Source organism: Capnocytophaga sp. ARDL2, assembly GCF_041530365.1.
In the GTDB taxonomy this organism is placed as follows: Bacteria; Bacteroidota; Bacteroidia; order Flavobacteriales; family Flavobacteriaceae; genus Flavobacterium.
Genome location: NZ_CP168034.1, coordinates 1,864,702 through 1,883,214, shown reverse-complemented (window position 1 = coordinate 1,883,214; position 18,513 = coordinate 1,864,702). Strand labels below are relative to the sequence as shown.

Sequence of the window (18,513 nt, the reverse complement as noted above, 5' to 3'; positions counted from 1 at the left end):
ATAGAATTTCCTCTTTTTCTATTGATTGATGGTTTTCCAAATCGTGTGAAAAATCAGATGCAATCGTTTTTTCATCGTATCGTATTCGATTTTGTCTGCGGTATCGGTTGCTTGATGATAATCATCATGTTCGCCACTGTAGAAAAACAACACAGGGATCCCATGCCTTGCAAAGTTGTAATGGTCTGAGCGATAGAATATTTTTTCTGGATGCTTTCTATCGTCGTAGGTGTAATCCAAAGTTAGATTTACAAAATATTTACTCGCATCTTCTGCAAATTGGTACAGATGCTTTCCTTCGTCGAGCGAACCAACCAAATACAAATAGTCACCATTGTCTTTATATTTGTAGTCAATGCGACCAATCATGTCGATATTGAAATTGGCTTTGATAGTTTCCAAAGGTATTAATGAATTTTGTGAAAAATACCTCGAACCGTGCAATCCGTATTCTTCGCCTGTACAATGAAGGAAAATCACACTGCGTCTCAAAAATCCTTCATCGCTTGCTTTTTTCAAAATTCGAGCAAGTTCCAATATACCTGTTGTACCTGAAGCGTTGTCGTCTGCACCATTGAAAATCTCATTGTTCGACATGCCAATATGATCGTAATGAGCAGAAATCACAATGTATTCCTCAGGAAGTCCCGAACCTTTTAAATAAGCTATTACATTTTCGCTATCGTTTAGCGTATGACTAAACAATCGTTTCATAAATTTACTGGGAACGAATTGAAAATAGTCTTCTGTACCAGGCAATGCAGGAATGTTGTGTTTTTTGTAAAAATCTCTGATGTATTCAGCAGCCATTTTCTGACCTTTCTCACCTGTTTTTCTACCTTCATATTCATCAGAAGCCAAAGTAAACAAATGTTCTTTTAGATTTTCTAATGAAATCGATCGAGCATACGCTTCCGCAGGAGGCATAACTTCAACAGCTTGCTGTGCAAAGGACATTTGCCCTAAGATTAATAAACTAAAAATGATTTTTTTCATATAGATTCACATTTAATTTTAAATTAATATAAGCAAAGTTAATTATTTTTACCTTTGCAAATAAATAAAATTACCATTGAAAACAGCTACACAATTATTAGTTAAAATCGTTTATTCCCAATTGGCGGTCTATCTCATACGATGCTTGATTGGTTTTTTATTAGGATATTTTTTGATGCTAAAATTTCCGAAATATGAATTATTTTGGTTGTTACTTTCTATTATTTTGGTAATTTCACCCGAGGAAAAAGACTCACGCAGGTTGACTTTTGAACGCGTAAAATCTAATTTTATAGGTTCGTGTGTAGGAACAGTGATTTATATGATTCACGACAAAAGTGTGTTGCTTTTGTGTATTGGGATTGTGATTACTGCCATTGTTTGTTATTTGTTTAAAGTAATGAACATGGCACGCGTAGCGATTGTTTCCTTTTTGATTGTAATGTTGCAATCACATGTTTCTGAAGAAGTTTTAACGCCTTTGATCCGATTTTCAACCGTTGCCATAGGATGTTTAATAGGTTTGAGTATCACAGTGTTGAGTTCACATTTTATACGAAAAATAAAAAAGAAATATCCGTTGGAGGGGGATGTATGAAAAATTGGCTATAAAAGTCTGATAGGTGACAGAGGTTATATATCGTCACAATATCAATTAGATTTGTTTAACACTGCTACTATTCAGTTAAATACCTCAAAGAGACTGAATCAAAAAGATTACAAACTTCAGTTTTACTTATTCAAGAAAAAGAGGAAAAGAATCGAAACATTATTTTGACTTCGTCGAATCTTCGATTTCGCGGTTATGTGATCAATTTATGATTAAAAGGAATTATGCAAAATCATTCAACGGTTTTAAAACACGAATTATCAGTAAAATAACTGCTTTAACCTTAATTCAATACATTAACAAATTTGTATTAAAAAAGGAAATAAATAAAATTAAAGCAAGTATAATTTAAAATGAACAACGGGTAAAATGATTTTGAATTCGGCAAGAGGCAAGTGCCTGAAAATGGGAATTCGGAAGTTGAAAATAATGCGGAAACCGATTATCGTACAGGTATAAGAACTCATATTGATAGAATGAGAAGGGGTGAGCATAACGAGGAAACGATGATGGCTTTGGATAGGTTGAATAGATTGTATGAGGTGGAAAATCAGGAACGAGCGATTGATGAGACAAATGCTTGGTTTGATGAACTTTCTCCTATGGGGTATAATGGTTTGAGGGATTTGAATTTGGTGCGTGAGTTTTTTGAGGACGGTTATTTTAAAGGTGGAATGTTGGTGGAGATGTACAAGCATTGGCAGGGCAATAATTTATGGAAAGATAAGTATGCGGATAATGCTTTGACGATAAAGCAAGGTAATGAGACTTTGGGACAAGGGGAAACTGAGGTAGATTTTGATAGTATAGAGCCTGTTGGTAAAGGTGCTTTTGGGAATATCTACGACCAATTTAAGGGTAAGGTAAAACAAGCGATTGATTTTTTGTTGCACAAGAAAGAGGGGGAAGCTTTATCTGCTTTAAATCATAAAGAGGTAGGAGATATAGATTTGGTATGGGGTAAAGAGGGAACAGGAAAAAGTAACGGCTTTGGTCTTGCGAAAATTGCAAAGTATCATCCTGAGGTATTGAATAACTTACAAGATATACTTGATGATATGGTTGTTGTGTCAAGAACGGAAAATAGAATAAGATTAGAGAGTAAGACCCACGAAGCTGCAATAAGTTTGGAATATTATGGGGAAAATAAAAAGTGGTTGCTAACTGCTTATGAAAAAAGAGAATCGTTAAATACCAAGACGATGAACACTGATATTTCGCAAAATACGCAAGAAGGTGACTCTCTTCTTGAAGATTCTCATAACTCTAAATCTGCTACCACCCTCGTAACCCCTGATAGCACTAATGGAAGTAGGGCTGTCGCTTCCGATTTAGAGTTGGAAAATGGAACTACTACTCCTCAAAAATCCATTTCTAATACAAATATACAAAATAATTCTGATACTTCAGCTACGCTCAGCGGTCAAAATAAAGAGCTTGTTACTAACGATGATTTGAACAAAAAAATAGATGAGGAGGTTGATAGGAGAATGCAAGAGGCTGGTGTTTTGACTACGCTCAACAACTCTTGGACTATAGAAAATGTTTCACAGCAAGAGGTGAATAATGAACTTGACGCTTTGTTGGGTGATTTGTTTAATAGGCAAGATGAAAGAATAATGAAAGAGGGCAGATTGGCTTACATTAACAAGGCGACCTTGCCACTTGATGCCGTGCCATCAATACAAGGAAACCAATCTGCTGATTTGCACGGAAATTCTTTCGATACAAATATACAAAACAACTCTGATACTACGACAACTGAAACTAACTCTAAGGCTGTTGAAGATTTGTCTGTAAAGCGTATGTCTTTGAGTGATATACATACAGACGAGAATAGATTTCAAGGTAGGAAACAGCTAAATGAGGCTGTATTGAGAAATATTTCTGAAAATTTTAACGATGCATATCAAGACCCTATTCATATTTGGAAAGACCCTAAAAGTGGTAAATATTATGTATTGAGTGGGCATCACAGGTATTATGGTGCTAAAAATGCTGGTAGGAATGATGTAAAAATCGTGGATAGGTCTAATGATTTTACGGAGTCTCAAGCAATAAAATTTGCTAAGGAAGAGGCTAATGCAAACCGCTCTATGGAGACACCACTTGAAAGGGGTACTACTTTGCGAAACAAAATAGAAGGTGGTGCTACTCTTGAGGAGGTTCAAGAGTTTTTGAATAGAGAGGGTAAGAATAGGCGTTTTGTTGAAAATTTGTCATATTTAAATCCGAAAGGATTTGTTTATCAGACTTTGCAAAGGTTTTATGGTACGCAAAATGCCGACGGTTTGCAAGATATGGAGAAATTTGCAGGTTGGATTGGAGAAATACGCAAAACATTTAAGGATAAAATCACTGATGCCCACGAAAAGGAGGTTTTTGACTTTTTGATGAATAGAGATTTGTCTAAACGATTTACTAATAAGCAAGATTTTATTGAAAAGGTAAGGGCGATTGTTGAGACATTAGATTACGATTCAAATCAGCCTTTGAACTTGTCGAGAGTAAAAGACAAGACGAATTTGGAGCGTGAGTGGGACAACACTTTGAACGAATTGACCCAAGATAAAAAGAAGGTTGAAAAGGAGATTGATACTTTGCGAGAGCGTTTTACCAATCCTGCTATGGAGGGATTTATAGACCCGAATAGTGCGTCATATACAGAATTGAAAAGGAGGTCTGATGAGAAGATAGGGTTGTTGCAAAATCAGGTTCGTAGTTTGGAACAGAAGATTGTAGAGCATAGACAAAAGAAACGAGATGTAATACGAGCTGGTATGAATCAAACGAGTTTGTTTGATTTTCACTCTGTGCAGGGAAAGATGCAAGAAATTACACGCAAGTCTTTGGATAAGATTGTAAAACGATTGTTAAAATCTGTTCCGAATGCGAATGTGCATATTGTAAATCAACAACAGGTGGAACGTATGATTGCTGATAGTTTGCGTTTGGAGAAAGAGCGGATTGTAGCCCAAGCGAAAGCCAATGGTACGTATATGAAAGCACCTAATGGCAAACCTACCAATCTAAACGAGGAGCAATGGGTAACGGTGCGTACCGAAGCCTTTAAAGATTGGTTTGGGGATTGGGAGAGTGCGAGTTTGATAGCAATGGCGGAAAATGCTCTTAGGGATAAAAACTCTAAAAGTAAATATATTTTTTCGCCGTCTGAAAAGACTGCAAAAAGATTTAGTGAGTTATTGGAACACGAGATAAACTCTGTTGTAATTACTGATGACAGCATTAGGCATATCAATAAAAAACACGGACAGAATGAAGCGATGCGAGGTCAAATAGATATGACTGCTGAAGATATAGTGGTTCTACCTTATGTTATCAATAACTTTGATACAATGGAGTTAAGTGAAGACTTTGACGACAAACAAGGTAATAAAGCGATAAAGATAACTAAACGAGTAAATGGTACTTATGTAGTTGCTACTATTGAAAAGGGAAAGGATAAAAACTTTGTAGTTACCAGTTGGCAAAAGAAAAAGTCAGATGCCTTAGATGCTTCAAAAGAAACCCCGAGGCTCAACGTCCGAAACGACTCTGACCTCACAAAGGTACAAAAAGAAATTGAACAAATAAAATCTGCTAAGGAAAATTCCTCAAAAGTAGTTGATGAGAACGGAGAACCTATGGTGGTGTATCATGGTTATAGAAGTGAAGATTTTTATGAATTTGAACAAAGAGAAGCATATGTAAGCTCATTTCTTTATGGGAATAAAAAAGTAAAAAGAAATGGTTTTTTCTTTTCTCCTGATTTTGAGTTTAGTAAGAAATACGAATTAAGACCTTATGGTAGTAAGGAAAGGATAATGCGTACATTTCTTAACATAAAGAACCCTTTTAATTTTAGTCAAAATTTACATTTAAAAGGGATTAATGAAAATATAAGTCAATTATTTGAGAAGTTTCTAGAAGAAGCCGAAACCAACGGAATACAAGTTTTCAATAATGATTTTAGTTTGTTAGTTCCAAGTGAAAGTGCTTGGGGATATTTAGACGATGAAATAGGTGTTTTTTTTGTAGAATTCCTTAAAAAAAGAGGTTATGATGGTGTTTTTTTAGAAGAAAAAGATGTAGATAAAATTTCTATGGAACAAGAAAAAGCAATAGATTTTTCTACAATTGTCGCTCTTCACCCCAATCAAATAAAATCTGCCACTGCAAATGTAGGTACATTTTCTGAGGATAGCGATGATATTAGGTATCATACAGATAGCGAACTATCGGAGCAGAAAAGAGTAAATGCTACATTTAATGAGGAATTGGCACAGATGCGAGAGGGTAGTTTGCCGAGTGGTCATATCTTCCAATTAGGACGCCCAAATACTTTGTTGCAAAGTGCTGGTATTCCGAATTTGCCTATTGAATTAAAAGCAAATAAACTGAAAGAAAAATCAGAGCAAGAAAATCATCCTTTTGATTTATCCGAAATGGAAAGTTTACCACAAGCTATTCAAAATCCTATTGCGGTTTTTGATAGTAGTACAATGGTAGGTAGAAAAGTGATTTTTACGGAACTTGTCCACGAGGGTAAAAACTTTGTTGTTGCTTTAGAACTTAACTCAAGGAGGACAGGTATTCAAGTTAATAGTATTAGAAGTGTTTATCCAAGAAATAACACACAGATAGTTAGAGCCATTACGAATAATGAAGCGGTATATATCAATAAAGAAAAAGCGACTGACTGGTTAGGCAGACAGCAGTTCAATTCCGCTGACGCTACCCAACTTGCCAATCGCTCTGCAAATATAATTAATAATTTCGAAAATCCAAAACAGAATAACAATTTACAAGAGTTGCGTACCAACAATGGTACTGTGTATGGTATGGCTCGTGGTAACAATATTTATTTGAATGCGGATGCTGGACTAAATGCGAATACTGCGATACATGAGTTTGGGCATTTGTGGGTACATTCGTTGCGAAATGGTAATAAGGCTCTATATAACAAAGCTATTGCTACGGTACTGCGTGATAAAAAAGCTATGGAGCTTATGCGTAATAATCCTAATTATATTCATTTGAAATCTGATGAAGCTATTGCAGAGGAGATTTTGGCGACAGAGATTGGTAATCTTGGGGAGCGTAAATATCAGGCGGAGCAGTCTAAGTCTGTTTTGCACCGATTGGCGAAACATATTTGGCAATGGGTACGCAATACTTTGAGTAAGGGGACGAAATTGGAAAGGTGGTCTGATGCGAAATGGCAGTCTGCATCGTTGCTTGATGTGGCGAATAATATTTCGGATAATTTGTTACAAGGTAAGAAAGTTCCGATGGTGCGATTGTCTAAGGCTGAAATTGTCCAAAATGCTAATGTGTTGCGTGGGCTGAATTCTGTGCAATTGCGTACGGTACTTTTTGCGAATGATTTGGTTATGGAAGCGAGATGTCCGTAAGAGGTATTAAAAAAAGCCCTAAAATTTTAGGGCTTTTTCTTTTCATATCTCTTTCCCATAGTCCACGATTTGTAATTAATCCATTTAGAGTCTTCGTCTTTTATACTTTGCTCTGTGCTTTCATCGTGCCATTCTATGATGGAGTATTTGGGTTGGTTAGTATTTAAATCGTGATAAATATCGGATAGGTTAAAGAAATACGACCACGAAAAATAGGCTACCTTTGGGGGCTTGTTTTTGGAGTTTTTGCTGTTGTAATTGGTTCTGAATTTGCAAACGCTCTTTTTCTCTTTCGATAACCATTTGAGCAAGGTCTATTTTTGAGAGGTGGGCGACTGGGTTTTTGGCGATGCGTTCACACTCTAAAAAGTACTCTCTCACTTCTTCGCCCTTTGCTGAATTGGCTTTCATTCCTAACTTCTTGGAAAAGTCAATAGTTAGGTCAAAATCTTTGGTTTCGTTACCGTTCACCATTAAGGTGAGAGTTTGATAATCAATGTTTTCAAAATAAAACTCATTATTTTCTATGTTTTTCTGATACCAACGAGACCAAACCGCTTTATTATACTCCAAAACTTCGTATAACTCTTTTGCTGACACGGCTTGAATGCCGTTTTGCTCTGTTATTTTGATTAACTCTTTCATATGTTAAGCGGTTTTTAGGTTATACATTAGATTGTTTTTAAGTGTAAAGAGTATCGTGTTATTTTTTTTTTTAAGTTGTTGAAAAATAAATAATTAAAAGTATTATTTGGTAATTAAAATAAAATTCCGTACTTTCGTGCGATTTAAAAAAATAGATACATACATTTAAGCAATATAGTATGAAAAAAGAATTGACTTTTGAAGATTTTAAACAAAGCGTTTTAGAAGATTATAAAATTGCAAGAATTTCTAGAGAATGTAGTTTGTTAGGTAGGAGAGAAGTACTGACAGGCAAAGCTAAATTCGGTATTTTTGGCGATGGAAAAGAAGTGCCTCAATTGGCAATGGCAAAGGCATTTGAAGACGGAGATTTTCGTTCGGGATACTACCGCGACCAAACTTTTATGATGGCTATTGGAGCCTTGACTCCTCAGCAATTTTTTGCAGGATTGTACGGACATTCAGACATCAACCACGACCCAATGTCGGCAGGAAGACAAATGGGCGGACACTTTGCTACACACTCAATTGACGAAAATGGAAATTGGAAAAAATTAACTGCACAGAAAAATTCGAGTTCGGATATTTCTCCAACAGCAGGTCAAATGCCTCGTTTGTTAGGTTTGGCTCAAGCATCAAAAATTTATAGAAATTTTGATAATATAGACCCACAACATAATTTTTCTGTTAAAGGAAATGAAGTAGCATGGGGTACTATCGGAAACGCTTCGACTTCTGAAGGTTTGTTTTTTGAAACAATCAATGCAGCTGGAGTGTTGCAAGTGCCAATGGTAATGAGTGTTTGGGACGATATGTACGGAATTTCAGTTCACGCTCGTCATCAAACCACAAAAGAGAGTATATCTGAAATTTTGAAAGGTTTCCAAAGAGAAGAAGGAACCAACGGATACGAAATTTTTACTGTAAAAGGTTGGGATTATCCAGCGTTGGTGAGTACTTATATGGAAGCGTCGAAAGTAGCGAGAGAAGAGCATGTGCCAGTGTTGGTACATGTGCAAGAATTGACACAACCACAAGGACACTCAACTTCGGGTTCGCATGAGCGTTATAAATCTCCAGAGCGCTTGCAATGGGAGGCTGAATACGATTGCTTGACTCAAATGCGTCAGTGGATGATTGAAAACGAATATGCTGTTGCTGAAGAATTGGACAAAATCGACGAAGAGTTGAAAAAAGAAGTATTGGAAGCAAAAAAAGCCGCTTGGAATGCGTATTTGAATCCAATCAAAGAGGAAAGAGCCGAATTGATTTCAGTTTTGCAATCGGTAGCAAGTACAAGTGCTTCTGCTGATTTTATTACTCAACAAATCAATGAATTACAATCTATTAAAGAACCAATTCGTAAAGATATTATTGCTACTGCAAGAAAAATATTGAGAAAAGTAAACGATGAAGTAGGAAAAACTCAATTGGTAGCATTTATTGAGAAATATTTTGAAACGGTTCAACCAAAATATTCAAAATATACTTATTCAGAAAGCAATCAAACTTATAGAAATGTAAGAGAAGTAGCACCTGTTTACAATGAAAATAGTGAAACGGTAGATGCTCGTTTGATTATCAGAAATAATTTTGATGCTATTTTTGCAAAATATCCAGAAACTTTGATTTTTGGAGAAGATTCAGGACATATTGGAGATGTAAACCAAGGATTGGAAGGTTTGCAAGAAAAATATGGAGAATTGAGAGTTTCGGATGCAGGTATTCGTGAAGCTACAATTTTAGGACAAGGTATTGGTATGGCAATGAGAGGATTGCGTCCGATTGCAGAGATTCAATATTTGGATTATTTGTTGTATGCAATTCAAATTATGAGTGATGATTTGGCTACTTTACAATACAGAAGTAGCGGAAGACAAAAAGCTCCGTTGATTGTGCGTACGCGTGGACACCGTTTGGAAGGAATTTGGCATTCGGGGTCTCCTATGGGTATGATTATCAACGCAATTCGTGGGATGTATGTGTTGGTTCCGAGAAATATGACCAAAGCAGCAGGTTTCTACAATACATTGTTACAAACAGACGAACCAGCATTGGTGGTGGAGTGCTTGAACGGATACCGTTTGAAAGAAAAAATGCCAGCAAATGTTGGTGAATTTACTACGCCAATCGGTAAAGTAGAAACTTTGAAAAAAGGAAACGACATTACCATTTTGTCTTATGGTTCAACATTGAGAATTGTAGAACAAGCCGCAAAAGAATTGGAAGAATTGAATATTTCGGTAGAAATCATCGATGCTCAGTCGTTAGTACCGTTTGATATTCAACACGATACGGTAAAATCGTTGGCAAAAACCAATCGTTTGTTGGTAGTAGATGAAGATGTACCAGGAGGAGCATCGGCATATTTGTTACAACAAGTGGTTGAAAATCAAAATGGATATGTACATTTAGATAGCAAACCTGAAACATTGACTGCCAAAGAACATCGTCCTGCTTACGGAACAGATGGAGATTATTTCTCAAAACCATCGGTAGAAGATGTGGTAGAGAAAGTATATGCTATCATGAACGAAACCAATCCAGCTAAATACCCAAATTTGTACTAATCAAAAGAGGAAAATAGATACCAAAGGCTGTCTGAGAATTTCAGTCAGCCTTTTTTAATGATAAAAACAAAAAAATGACCACAATAGAAGGATTTTACAACCATCAAAATACTAAACTTTACTACAAAAAATGGGAAGTAAGTGATGCTAAAAATACCATCGTATTATTACACGATTCGTTGGGCTGTACCGTTTTGTGGAAAGAATGGCCAGAGGAATTGGCTCTTGCATTGAATTGTAATGTAATAAGTTACGACCGTCGTGGCTATGGAAAATCTGATAATTATACCGTGCCACGAGCAATAGATTATCTCGAAAAAGAGGCAGAGATATTGCACGAATTGATTGATTATTGGCAATTAGACCAGCCGATTGTTTTTGGTTTTAGCGATGGAGCTTCAGTAGCAACGATTTATGCAGGTATGTTTCCCAAAAAAATACAATCATTGGTTATAGAGGGCGTACATGTTTTGTTGGAAGAAGTTACACTCAATGGAGTAAAAGAAGCACAAAAAACATTGGAAACGACCAAAATAGCTCAAGTATTGGAAAAATACCACGGAGATAAAGTAATGGATTTGTATTTAGCTTGGACGCAAACTTGGCTGTCCGAGGCTCATAGTTCGTGGAATATCGAGCATTTCATTCCCAAAATAGAAGTACCCATTTTGGTTATCCAAGGCGAATATGACGAATTTGGTTCATTAGCACAAGTAGATGCTTTTGACCAAGCCAATGTTCCAGTTGAAAAACTCATCGTAAAAGGAGTAAAACACACCGCCCACAAAGAAAACAAATCTTTGGTTTTTGAAAAGATTGTGAGTTTTTTGGAGGGGAATAAAAAAAAAGATTAATTATAATCGGTTAGTCTGTTTATCATTTGCACTATTTCTTACTCTTCTCCACCGCTTCCCAAATAACTTTTGCTTGTTCTTCATAACCCGCTTTGAATAGGTGAACGCCGTCTTTGTTGGCTACTTTTTTTGCCAAGGCTTTTCGAAAATATCCCGCTCCGCCCATTGCTTGATAGAGATCAAGGTAGGCGATTTGATGTTTTTGGGAAATCTCTATAATCCAGTCGGCAATTTTTTTCGTTTTTTGAGCGTTAATTGTGTTGTCGGTTGGAGTAATGAGTAGAATGGGTGAGTATTTGTTTTCTAATTTCCAATTAGTTATAAAATTTTCAACACTTTCTTTAAATTCCTCTTCGGTAATTTTACTTACACCTTCATTGGTTCCCAATGCCACAATGAGCAACTGCGGATTGAGGGTTTTTAACTGTTGAAATTGCAAAGGAAATTTGGTAAAATCAGCGTAAGTAGCTCCGTTTACGCCTACGCTGTTGAAAATTACTCCATTTTTTCCATTGGCAAAGTGAAAACCATAAAAATTATTGTCGTCTGAGTATGTTTTTAACAATAATTTTCGAGTGGAAATTGGTAATTGAAAATAAGTGTAAATTTCACCAAAAACCTGTTTGTCAATAGATTGTAACAAATTTTCAAAAGAAGAATCATAATCCACAGTGACTTTATCGGCTTTTATCCAAGTGCCTACTTGTGGTTGTGTAACGGCAGTTCCGTTGAGTTTTTTCAATTTGGTAGTCGTGGTATTAAACATTGATGCCAAACTCGGAAAAGTATCGCCTTCTTGTATTTGATACGAAACTCTTTCTGTCTGTTTTTCAACAAAATGTTTTAAAGAAGAATCGTCAGAAAGCAACAGTTCCACCTCTTTACCCTGCATTTTTGGATCGTTGAAAATGGTAACTTGGTTGAAATCATCATTTTTTAATTCAATTTCTATCAACGCCTGAGATTTGTTACCAATGATAAAACCACCAGCTCCAATTTGAAGGTAAATTTCCTGCTCGTGAGTCAAACGAAACGCTTCCCAAACGCTGTTGGAACTTGCCGAAAAATCATTTGCTCCGTTGGTATTTGCCAATGGATAAGGAAACACCAAACCACGACCTGCATTGCCGTATTCCGACTGAAATTTTTCCCTTAAATAATCGGTGATAAATCCTGCTTGGGTATGAGAATCTCCCAAAAATAATATTTGTGTAACGTTATTTTTATCTTTTAATGAATTCCAAAAAGGTTGTAATGTTTCTGAATTTTCAATTTTTTGAGAAAAACCTGTCATTCCAACCCAAAAAAAGCAACTTAAAAATATCTTTTTCATAGCTTAAAATTGTAAATAAATCGGCATCACTTGTTCCGATGATTTAAAAAATCCGTAAATCAACAAAAAGGTAAAAAAGGCAATGACATAAACCGCCATTGGCACTTTTCCTATTTTGTCAATGACTTTATCTGATAGATTATCAGGAATTAAGTGTAATGCTCCTGCGAGTGCAATCATCCAAATTACAGAATAATAATTTTCGTAAAACGGCACAAACAACGATATATCAAAGTTGAATGCAATTTGATTGAGCATCGTCATTGCAGTGTCAAAATTTTCGGCTTTGAAGAATATCCAACCAAAACATACGAAATGGAAAGTGAGTATTCCCATCAAAATTCTATATCCTAATTTCTGATTTATAGAGGTTAATCTTTTTCCTGTGAGTAGCATCCAAATTTTATGAATGCCCAATCCTACACCGTGAATGGCTCCCCAAATGATAAAATTCCAACTGGCACCGTGCCAAAATCCTCCTAAAAGCATCGTTGTCAATAAGTTGAAATTAGCCGCAATTCCCATAGAATTTTTTGTAATTAGAGCTGGTATTAAAAAGATTATCAGTAATATAACAGTAATCACCGAAGCCCAAATAAGGTTTAGTCCAAAAAGATGCGTACACATCATAAACGCCCCCAACAGAAAACTTCCTACAAAAATAAATGAGGCAATGGAAAATTTTCGATTTCCTCCCAATGGAATATATAGGTAGTCTTTCAACCAGGTAGAAAGCGAAATGTGCCATCTTCTCCAAAATTCGGTGATGTTTTTACTTTGATAAGGCGATAGAAAATTTGGGGGAATTTTGAACCCCAACCACAAGGCAATTCCTATCGCTATTTCGCTATAACCGCTAAAATCACAATAAATCACCATTGCATAGCCATACACTGCCATAAGGTTTTCAATACCAGTATATAAAGACGGAGTGTCGAAAATATTATCAACAAAATTAAGGGTAATATAATCGGAAATTATCAGTTTTTTTATCAACCCAGAAAGGATTAAATAAAAACCTTTGTTAAAATCTTTTTCGGTAATTGAGTAAGGTTGATTGATTTGCGGAACAAAATCGTGGGCTCTTACAATAGGTCCCATCATCAATTTTGGGAAAAATGCCAAAAACAACAAATAATCCGAAAATTTCTTTGCAGGACGAAATTCACCTCGATAAACATCAATCGTATAACTCAAATTTTCAAAGGTATAGAATGAAATTCCAATAGGTAAAATAAGATTTAACGGATTAAAATTAGTCTCGAAAATATTGTTGGAAATTTCAATAAAAAAATCGGTGTATTTGAAATAAAACAACATTCCCAAATTGAAAATAATACTCACAATGAGCAGTAATTTCTTTCTTAATTTATTGATAGAGTTATAAATAGCGTTTGATAAAATAAAATCGACAATCGCCGAAACAATGACCAATCCTACAAACCAACCACTTGCTTTGTAAAAGAAATACAGTGAAAAAGCACAAAACAAATACCTTCTCATCTGATGATGATTTCTCAACAAAAAGAAAAGTAAGATGAAAAAGAAAAAGAAATACACGAAAAATCCATTATTGAACAATAACGGATTTTTGCTATCGTAAAGAAACTGTTGCCAAAAAGCACTCCAATCCAATTGATTAAACAACGACATAAACTATTTCGCTTGATTTTTTGGTTGATATTTTTGATAATCTTTCATCACGGCATCAAATAAAAGTTGAGCCAAAACTTCTGCTCCTTTCGCACTCGGATGCGTGTGGTCTTTTGCCGCCAATGCAGGTTTTTGTTTTACCCATTCTACAATTGTATTTTCTCCCCCCATTGTCTGAAATTGATTGTAAAACGAAAAGCCATTTTCAAAAGCCAATTTCGCTTGAAGTTCTATCAAATTAGGCAATCCAATAGCTGTTTTGTATTCTCCCGAATAGCGAAATGCCTTGTCTCCCACACTAACCAACAGCACATCGGATTTTTCAAATACTTTTTTGATTTTTGAAAAAGCAGGAGAAACCAATTTTTCGTAATAACTATAATCGGTGTCTTTTGCTCTAAATAACAGATTTACACCATATTGAAGAATTACCAAATCATAAGGATTGTTGTCTTGAATAGCTTGTAAAAAATCGGTTTCCAATTTATCTAATTCCACTCCAGTAATCCCTCTAAAAGAAAAATTATCCACAAAAACACCATTCTCAGATTCAAAAGCCACTCCGTAAATCGGCAGTTTTGAAGAATGAGATTTTACTTTTATTAAGTTATTGGCATCAAGCGAAATCACTTTTCTATTGACCAAATTTTTCCCTTGAAGTGTCATTTTTTCTCCGTTGATTTCCACCACATCACCCTCAGATTTTCCAAAGATTATTATTTTTTCGGTAATTGAATTTTCTGCAATTGTATTATCCTTGTAAGAACCACTTCCTAACCCTTTGAAAATGTGTCCAGAAAGGTAAAAATTTTTTTGATTTTTAGTTTTAAAACTCAAATCTTGCCAATTCGAAGCCGATATAGTAGCCGATTGACGATAACCGCTCACATTGGAAAACATAGGCAAGTAGCCAACGCCGTTTCCGCCAAATTCAGCTTGAAGTAATTTCCTGAAAGTCTGAGAAATCAAATCGCCTTCTATCATACTATCGCCGAGGTATGCAATGCGTATTTTTCCTTTTCCTGTGTTTTTTAAAGTGTGTAATTTTTCTACAAAATGCGGAAGAGCCACAAGGCTATCTCCTTCATAAAAATTGGTAATTGTATGCGAATTTTGATAAAGCGAAAAAACTTGTTGAGGCAAATTCACCGCTACAACAAGTTCTTTATCAGTTTCTTTTTCTTCCGATGGAATGGCATTAGGAAACAATTCAGCCACCAAATTTACTTTGTTGAAAGGTTCAAAATTCCATTGAAAAACCACTGAAAGCAAAGAAAAAAATAGGTACAAAGCAAAGCAAATCGACACCAGCCATACCACTTTACGATTTTTGTTTTCCATAATTATTTCTCGAAACGATTATAATTTTTCTTGTTTGATAATTTGACGAATTCTGCGTTTCCATTCAGTTGGACGCGTAGAATATCCAGCATTTGCCATAGCGGTAATCCAAGCATCATAATCATTAGTTCCTTTTAGATTTTGGTAATATTTTTTTCTAGAGACCATTTCACAAAAAGCCACAAAACTCTCTTTTGTAGAGGCAAAACTTTTGTATCTAGATTTTACCACTGTATTTTTTCCAACAATTCCAAAATGATTGTTATACACCTTTGCTCCCTTACTGCTACCTGCCCCAGTTTCGACAAAAGCAATCGCCAAAATTATCGCCAAAGGGATTTTGTATTGCTGAGACAATTCCTCCGCCAACGGCAAATGTGTCTGAATGTATTTGTGTTGTTGAGCGTTGATTGTCAGTGTTGTAAAAATTAACAACAATAAAATATAAAAGAATTTTGATTTCATATAATGATAGGTTTTAGTTAAACTTAAGTATATTGCGGATGCAAAAATCTATAATTCGTTACATTATTATTTGTCTATGTCTATAAATTTTGTTTATACCAGTTACATTTTGTAAATTTGCAGTATAAATCATGAAAATATGAAAGAAATAGATTTTAATAATTTACTGAATATCATAGGACAAAACCTACATACTATACGAAATGCAAGAAAGGAAATACTTCAAGCGGTTGCTGCTCAAATTGGAGTTACTCATCCTATAATCAGCAAGATAGAGAATGGACGATATGAGAGTTTGCAGTTGAGCTTGTTGATAAAATTGTGCAATCATTACAAAATTTCGCTTCAACAAGTCTTTTCTTTGGAAGTTGACAATATTTTTCAACTGACACAACATAATAAAGATAGAAATCATAAACTCATCGGTCAAGAAGTTGCTACGGGGTATGAACTTTACATTGAGCAACTCATCAACGAAAATAAATACCTGAAAGAGCAGAATAATAAACTTTTGGATAAGATAAGGTAGTTTTCTTTGTAATTTAACTATATTAAAACCAAATCACTATGCTTATTTTCAACGATAATAATAAAAAAGACAATGAATACCGAGATTGGTTACAGGACATCAAAACCCAATTGATTCAGAGTCAAATAAAGGCTTAGTATAGGGGCAATAGAGAAATGCTGGATTTTTATTGGAGCTTGGGAAGAGATGTTGTTTCAATAAAAACAGCACAACATTGGGGGAAAGTTTTTTTCAATCAACTAAGTTTGGATTTAAAAACTGAATTTCCAAATCTTGCAGGATTTTCTGTTACTAATTTAAAGTATATAAAAAGGTGGTATCTTTTTTTTATCAGTATTTTGAAATTCGTCACCAACTTGCTGACGAATTTGAAGAAGGTGTAAAATTGGAACCTATCGAAAATGGTTAGCAACTTGGTAATCAATTTCTATAAATCTTAGGAAAAATTCCTTGGAGGCATCATATTGAAATTTATTCTAAGTGTAAATCCGTAGAAGAGGTCTTGTTTTGTGTAGAAAAAACCATTGAGGAAAATTGGAGTAGAAGTGTGCTGGAAGATTATTAAGCAAGTAAACTTTATCACAGCAAAGGCAAGCCGATTACTAATTTTCAGAATACGCTTCCTACTATTCAAAGTTAGTTGGCACAGGAAATTTTGAAAGACCCCTATAATTTTGATTTTCTGACTATTACCAAAGGTTATAACGAAAAACAATTATAAAATACTCTTACTGAGATTATTACCAAGTTTTTATTGGAATTGGGAAAAGGATTTGCCTTTGTAGGAAAGCAAGTAGAACTGAAAATGAATGAGGACAAATCCTATTTTTTGGATATGCTTTTTTATCATATCCGACTGAAATGTTATGTGGTCATAGAATTGAAAGTGGTAGATTTTGAGCCTAAATTTGTAGGGAAATTGAATTTTTATGTAACGGCAACGGATAAATTATTGAAAAACGATGACGATAATCTAACTATCGGACTTTTGATTTGTAAAACGAAAGACAATACTATTGTAGAATGGGCGTTCCAAGATATTAAAAAACCTTTGAGCGTTTCAACTTTTCAGTTGCAACAACAAATTCCAAAGGAACTAGAAACCGATTTACCGAGTATTGAAGAAATTGAAAGAGAGATTGGTTTTGTGTGATTTCTGTGGTAAAGAAATCTACGAAAAAATTAATAAAAAAACAAAAAATGAAAAAATGGCTTAAAGCTGCGAGATTGCGAACATTACCGCTTTCTGTTTCGGGAATTATTGTAGGAACAGTGGCTGCTTATTCAGATTATAATAAGGAAGGAAATTTTTGGACAATTTTCTTTTTAAGTTTGCTAACTACTTTGTTTTTTCAAGTAGTATCCAACTATGCAAACGATTATGGAGATGCTAAAAAAGGAACGGACAACGAACATAGAGTTGGCCAAAACGAGCAATACAAAGTGGAGAAATTTCGGCTTCGCAAATGAAAATCGCTATCATAATCACTAGTGTTTTATCCTTGATTAGTTCTGTTTTAGTTATTTATTATTCATTTGGTTATGAAGATTTGTTTAAAGTGATACTTTATCTATTATTAGCTATTTCTTGTGTAGGAGCAGCTATCAAATACACTGTTGGAAATTCTGCTTACGGATACAGAGGTTTGGGCGATGTATTTGTTTTTTTGTTTTTTGGTTGGGTAGGAACAATCGCGACTTATTACCTGTACAGCCATACAATAGATTGGTTATTATTTTTACCAGCAACTTCGCTAGGATTGTTTAGTACAGCTGTACTCAATATGAACAATATGCGTGATGTAGAAAACGATGCTCAAATGAACAAAAACACTTTGGTTGTAAAAATGGGCTTTGAAAAAGCAAAACTTTATCAATATAGCCTTATATTTGCAGGAATGTTCAGTTTTTTCATATTCGGAGCATTGACATTTAATAAAGTATGGCAATTTTTAATGTTTTTACTATTTATTCCGTTTTTTCAACATATAGATAAGGTAAAAAACACGCAAATTCCAAGAGAATTAGATAGTGAATTGAAAAAAATAGCCATGACGACATTTTTTATTTCATTAGCCTATTTTATAACACAAATATTGTAAA

At 34.8% G+C, this 18,513-nt stretch carries 15 protein-coding genes and 2 pseudogenes; 11 read left to right on the top strand and 6 right to left on the bottom strand.

Going from position 1 to position 18,513, the window contains the following annotated elements; all coding sequences use genetic code 11:
• Positions 1–18: 18 nt before the first annotated feature.
• A complete protein-coding gene (locus AB4865_RS09510; protein ID WP_372473027.1) occupies positions 19–996 on the bottom strand; it encodes a M28 family peptidase in 978 nt (325 codons plus the stop codon).
• A 76-nt stretch (positions 997–1,072) separates the two neighbouring features.
• Here AB4865_RS09510 and AB4865_RS09505 point away from each other — a divergent pair, with 76 nt between their 5' ends.
• The 3 genes and pseudogenes from AB4865_RS09505 (at position 1,073) to AB4865_RS09495 (ending at position 7,020) form a co-directional block, all read left to right on the top strand.
• Positions 1,073–1,594, top strand: a complete 522-nt coding sequence (locus AB4865_RS09505; protein WP_372473026.1) for an FUSC family protein — start codon at positions 1,073–1,075, stop codon at positions 1,592–1,594.
• A 15-nt stretch (positions 1,595–1,609) separates the two neighbouring features.
• Positions 1,610–1,958, top strand: a pseudogene (locus AB4865_RS09500) (IS982 family transposase); the annotation flags it as partial.
• A 43-nt stretch (positions 1,959–2,001) separates the two neighbouring features.
• A complete protein-coding gene (locus AB4865_RS09495) occupies positions 2,002–7,020 on the top strand; it encodes a hypothetical protein (RefSeq protein ID WP_372473025.1) in 5,019 nt (1,672 codons plus the stop codon).
• Between the two features lie 189 nt (positions 7,021–7,209).
• Here the strand turns inward: AB4865_RS09495 and AB4865_RS09490 are convergent, their stop codons facing one another.
• Positions 7,210–7,665, bottom strand: a complete 456-nt coding sequence (locus AB4865_RS09490; protein WP_372473024.1) for an antA/AntB antirepressor family protein — start codon at positions 7,663–7,665, stop codon at positions 7,210–7,212.
• Between the two features lie 179 nt (positions 7,666–7,844).
• On the opposite strand from AB4865_RS09490, the gene AB4865_RS09485 reads away from it, so the two are divergent.
• Positions 7,845–10,235: a thiamine pyrophosphate-dependent enzyme gene (locus tag AB4865_RS09485; protein WP_372473023.1), complete on the top strand. Its 2,391-nt coding sequence runs from the start codon at positions 7,845–7,847 to the stop codon at positions 10,233–10,235.
• Between the two features lie 74 nt (positions 10,236–10,309).
• Positions 10,310–11,089: an alpha/beta fold hydrolase gene (locus tag AB4865_RS09480; RefSeq protein ID WP_372473022.1), complete on the top strand. Its 780-nt coding sequence runs from the start codon at positions 10,310–10,312 to the stop codon at positions 11,087–11,089.
• 31 nt (positions 11,090–11,120) lie between these two features.
• On the opposite strand, the gene AB4865_RS09475 is transcribed toward AB4865_RS09480, so the two are convergent.
• Genes AB4865_RS09475 through AB4865_RS09460 form a run of 4 tightly spaced genes read right to left on the bottom strand, consistent with a single transcriptional unit; the run spans position 11,121 to position 15,881 of the window.
• Entirely contained in the window at positions 11,121–12,422 is a 1,302-nt protein-coding gene (locus AB4865_RS09475; protein WP_372473020.1) for a GDSL-type esterase/lipase family protein, read from the bottom strand.
• A 3-nt stretch (positions 12,423–12,425) separates the two neighbouring features.
• Positions 12,426–14,075, bottom strand: coding sequence for an MBOAT family protein (locus tag AB4865_RS09470; RefSeq protein ID WP_372473019.1), 1,650 nt, complete (start codon positions 14,073–14,075; stop codon positions 12,426–12,428).
• Between the two features lie 3 nt (positions 14,076–14,078).
• Positions 14,079–15,416, bottom strand: a complete 1,338-nt coding sequence (locus tag AB4865_RS09465; RefSeq protein WP_372473018.1) for a hypothetical protein — start codon at positions 15,414–15,416, stop codon at positions 14,079–14,081.
• A gap of 18 nt (positions 15,417–15,434) precedes the next feature.
• Complete coding sequence (locus AB4865_RS09460; RefSeq protein WP_372473017.1) at positions 15,435–15,881, bottom strand: glucosaminidase domain-containing protein; 447 nt, start codon at positions 15,879–15,881, stop codon at positions 15,435–15,437.
• Between the two features lie 139 nt (positions 15,882–16,020).
• On the opposite strand from AB4865_RS09460, the gene AB4865_RS09455 reads away from it, so the two are divergent.
• The 6 genes and pseudogenes from AB4865_RS09455 to menA all read left to right on the top strand — a co-directional run bounded on the left by AB4865_RS09455 (position 16,021) and on the right by menA (position 18,512).
• Positions 16,021–16,410 (top strand): helix-turn-helix domain-containing protein, encoded by a 390-nt coding sequence (locus tag AB4865_RS09455; RefSeq protein WP_372473016.1) that lies wholly within the window; start codon positions 16,021–16,023, stop codon positions 16,408–16,410.
• A 155-nt stretch (positions 16,411–16,565) separates the two neighbouring features.
• Positions 16,566–16,688, top strand: a pseudogene (locus tag AB4865_RS09450) (DUF1016 domain-containing protein); the annotation flags it as partial.
• 155 nt (positions 16,689–16,843) lie between these two features.
• Positions 16,844–16,975, top strand: a complete 132-nt coding sequence (locus tag AB4865_RS09445) for a DUF1016 N-terminal domain-containing protein (protein WP_372474903.1) — start codon at positions 16,844–16,846, stop codon at positions 16,973–16,975.
• 195 nt (positions 16,976–17,170) lie between these two features.
• Positions 17,171–17,563, top strand: a complete 393-nt coding sequence (locus AB4865_RS09440; RefSeq protein WP_372473014.1) for a PDDEXK nuclease domain-containing protein — start codon at positions 17,171–17,173, stop codon at positions 17,561–17,563.
• Positions 17,564–17,610: 47 nt separating this feature from the next.
• Positions 17,611–17,880 carry a prenyltransferase gene (locus AB4865_RS09435; RefSeq protein WP_372473012.1) on the top strand — a complete coding sequence of 90 codons (270 nt, stop codon included), beginning with the start codon at positions 17,611–17,613 and terminating at the stop codon, positions 17,878–17,880.
• Complete coding sequence (gene menA / locus AB4865_RS09430) at positions 17,877–18,512, top strand: 1,4-dihydroxy-2-naphthoate octaprenyltransferase (RefSeq protein WP_372473011.1); 636 nt, start codon at positions 17,877–17,879, stop codon at positions 18,510–18,512. Before AB4865_RS09435 ends, menA begins: the two co-directional genes overlap by 4 nt.
• Position 18,513: the final 1 nt, after the last annotated feature.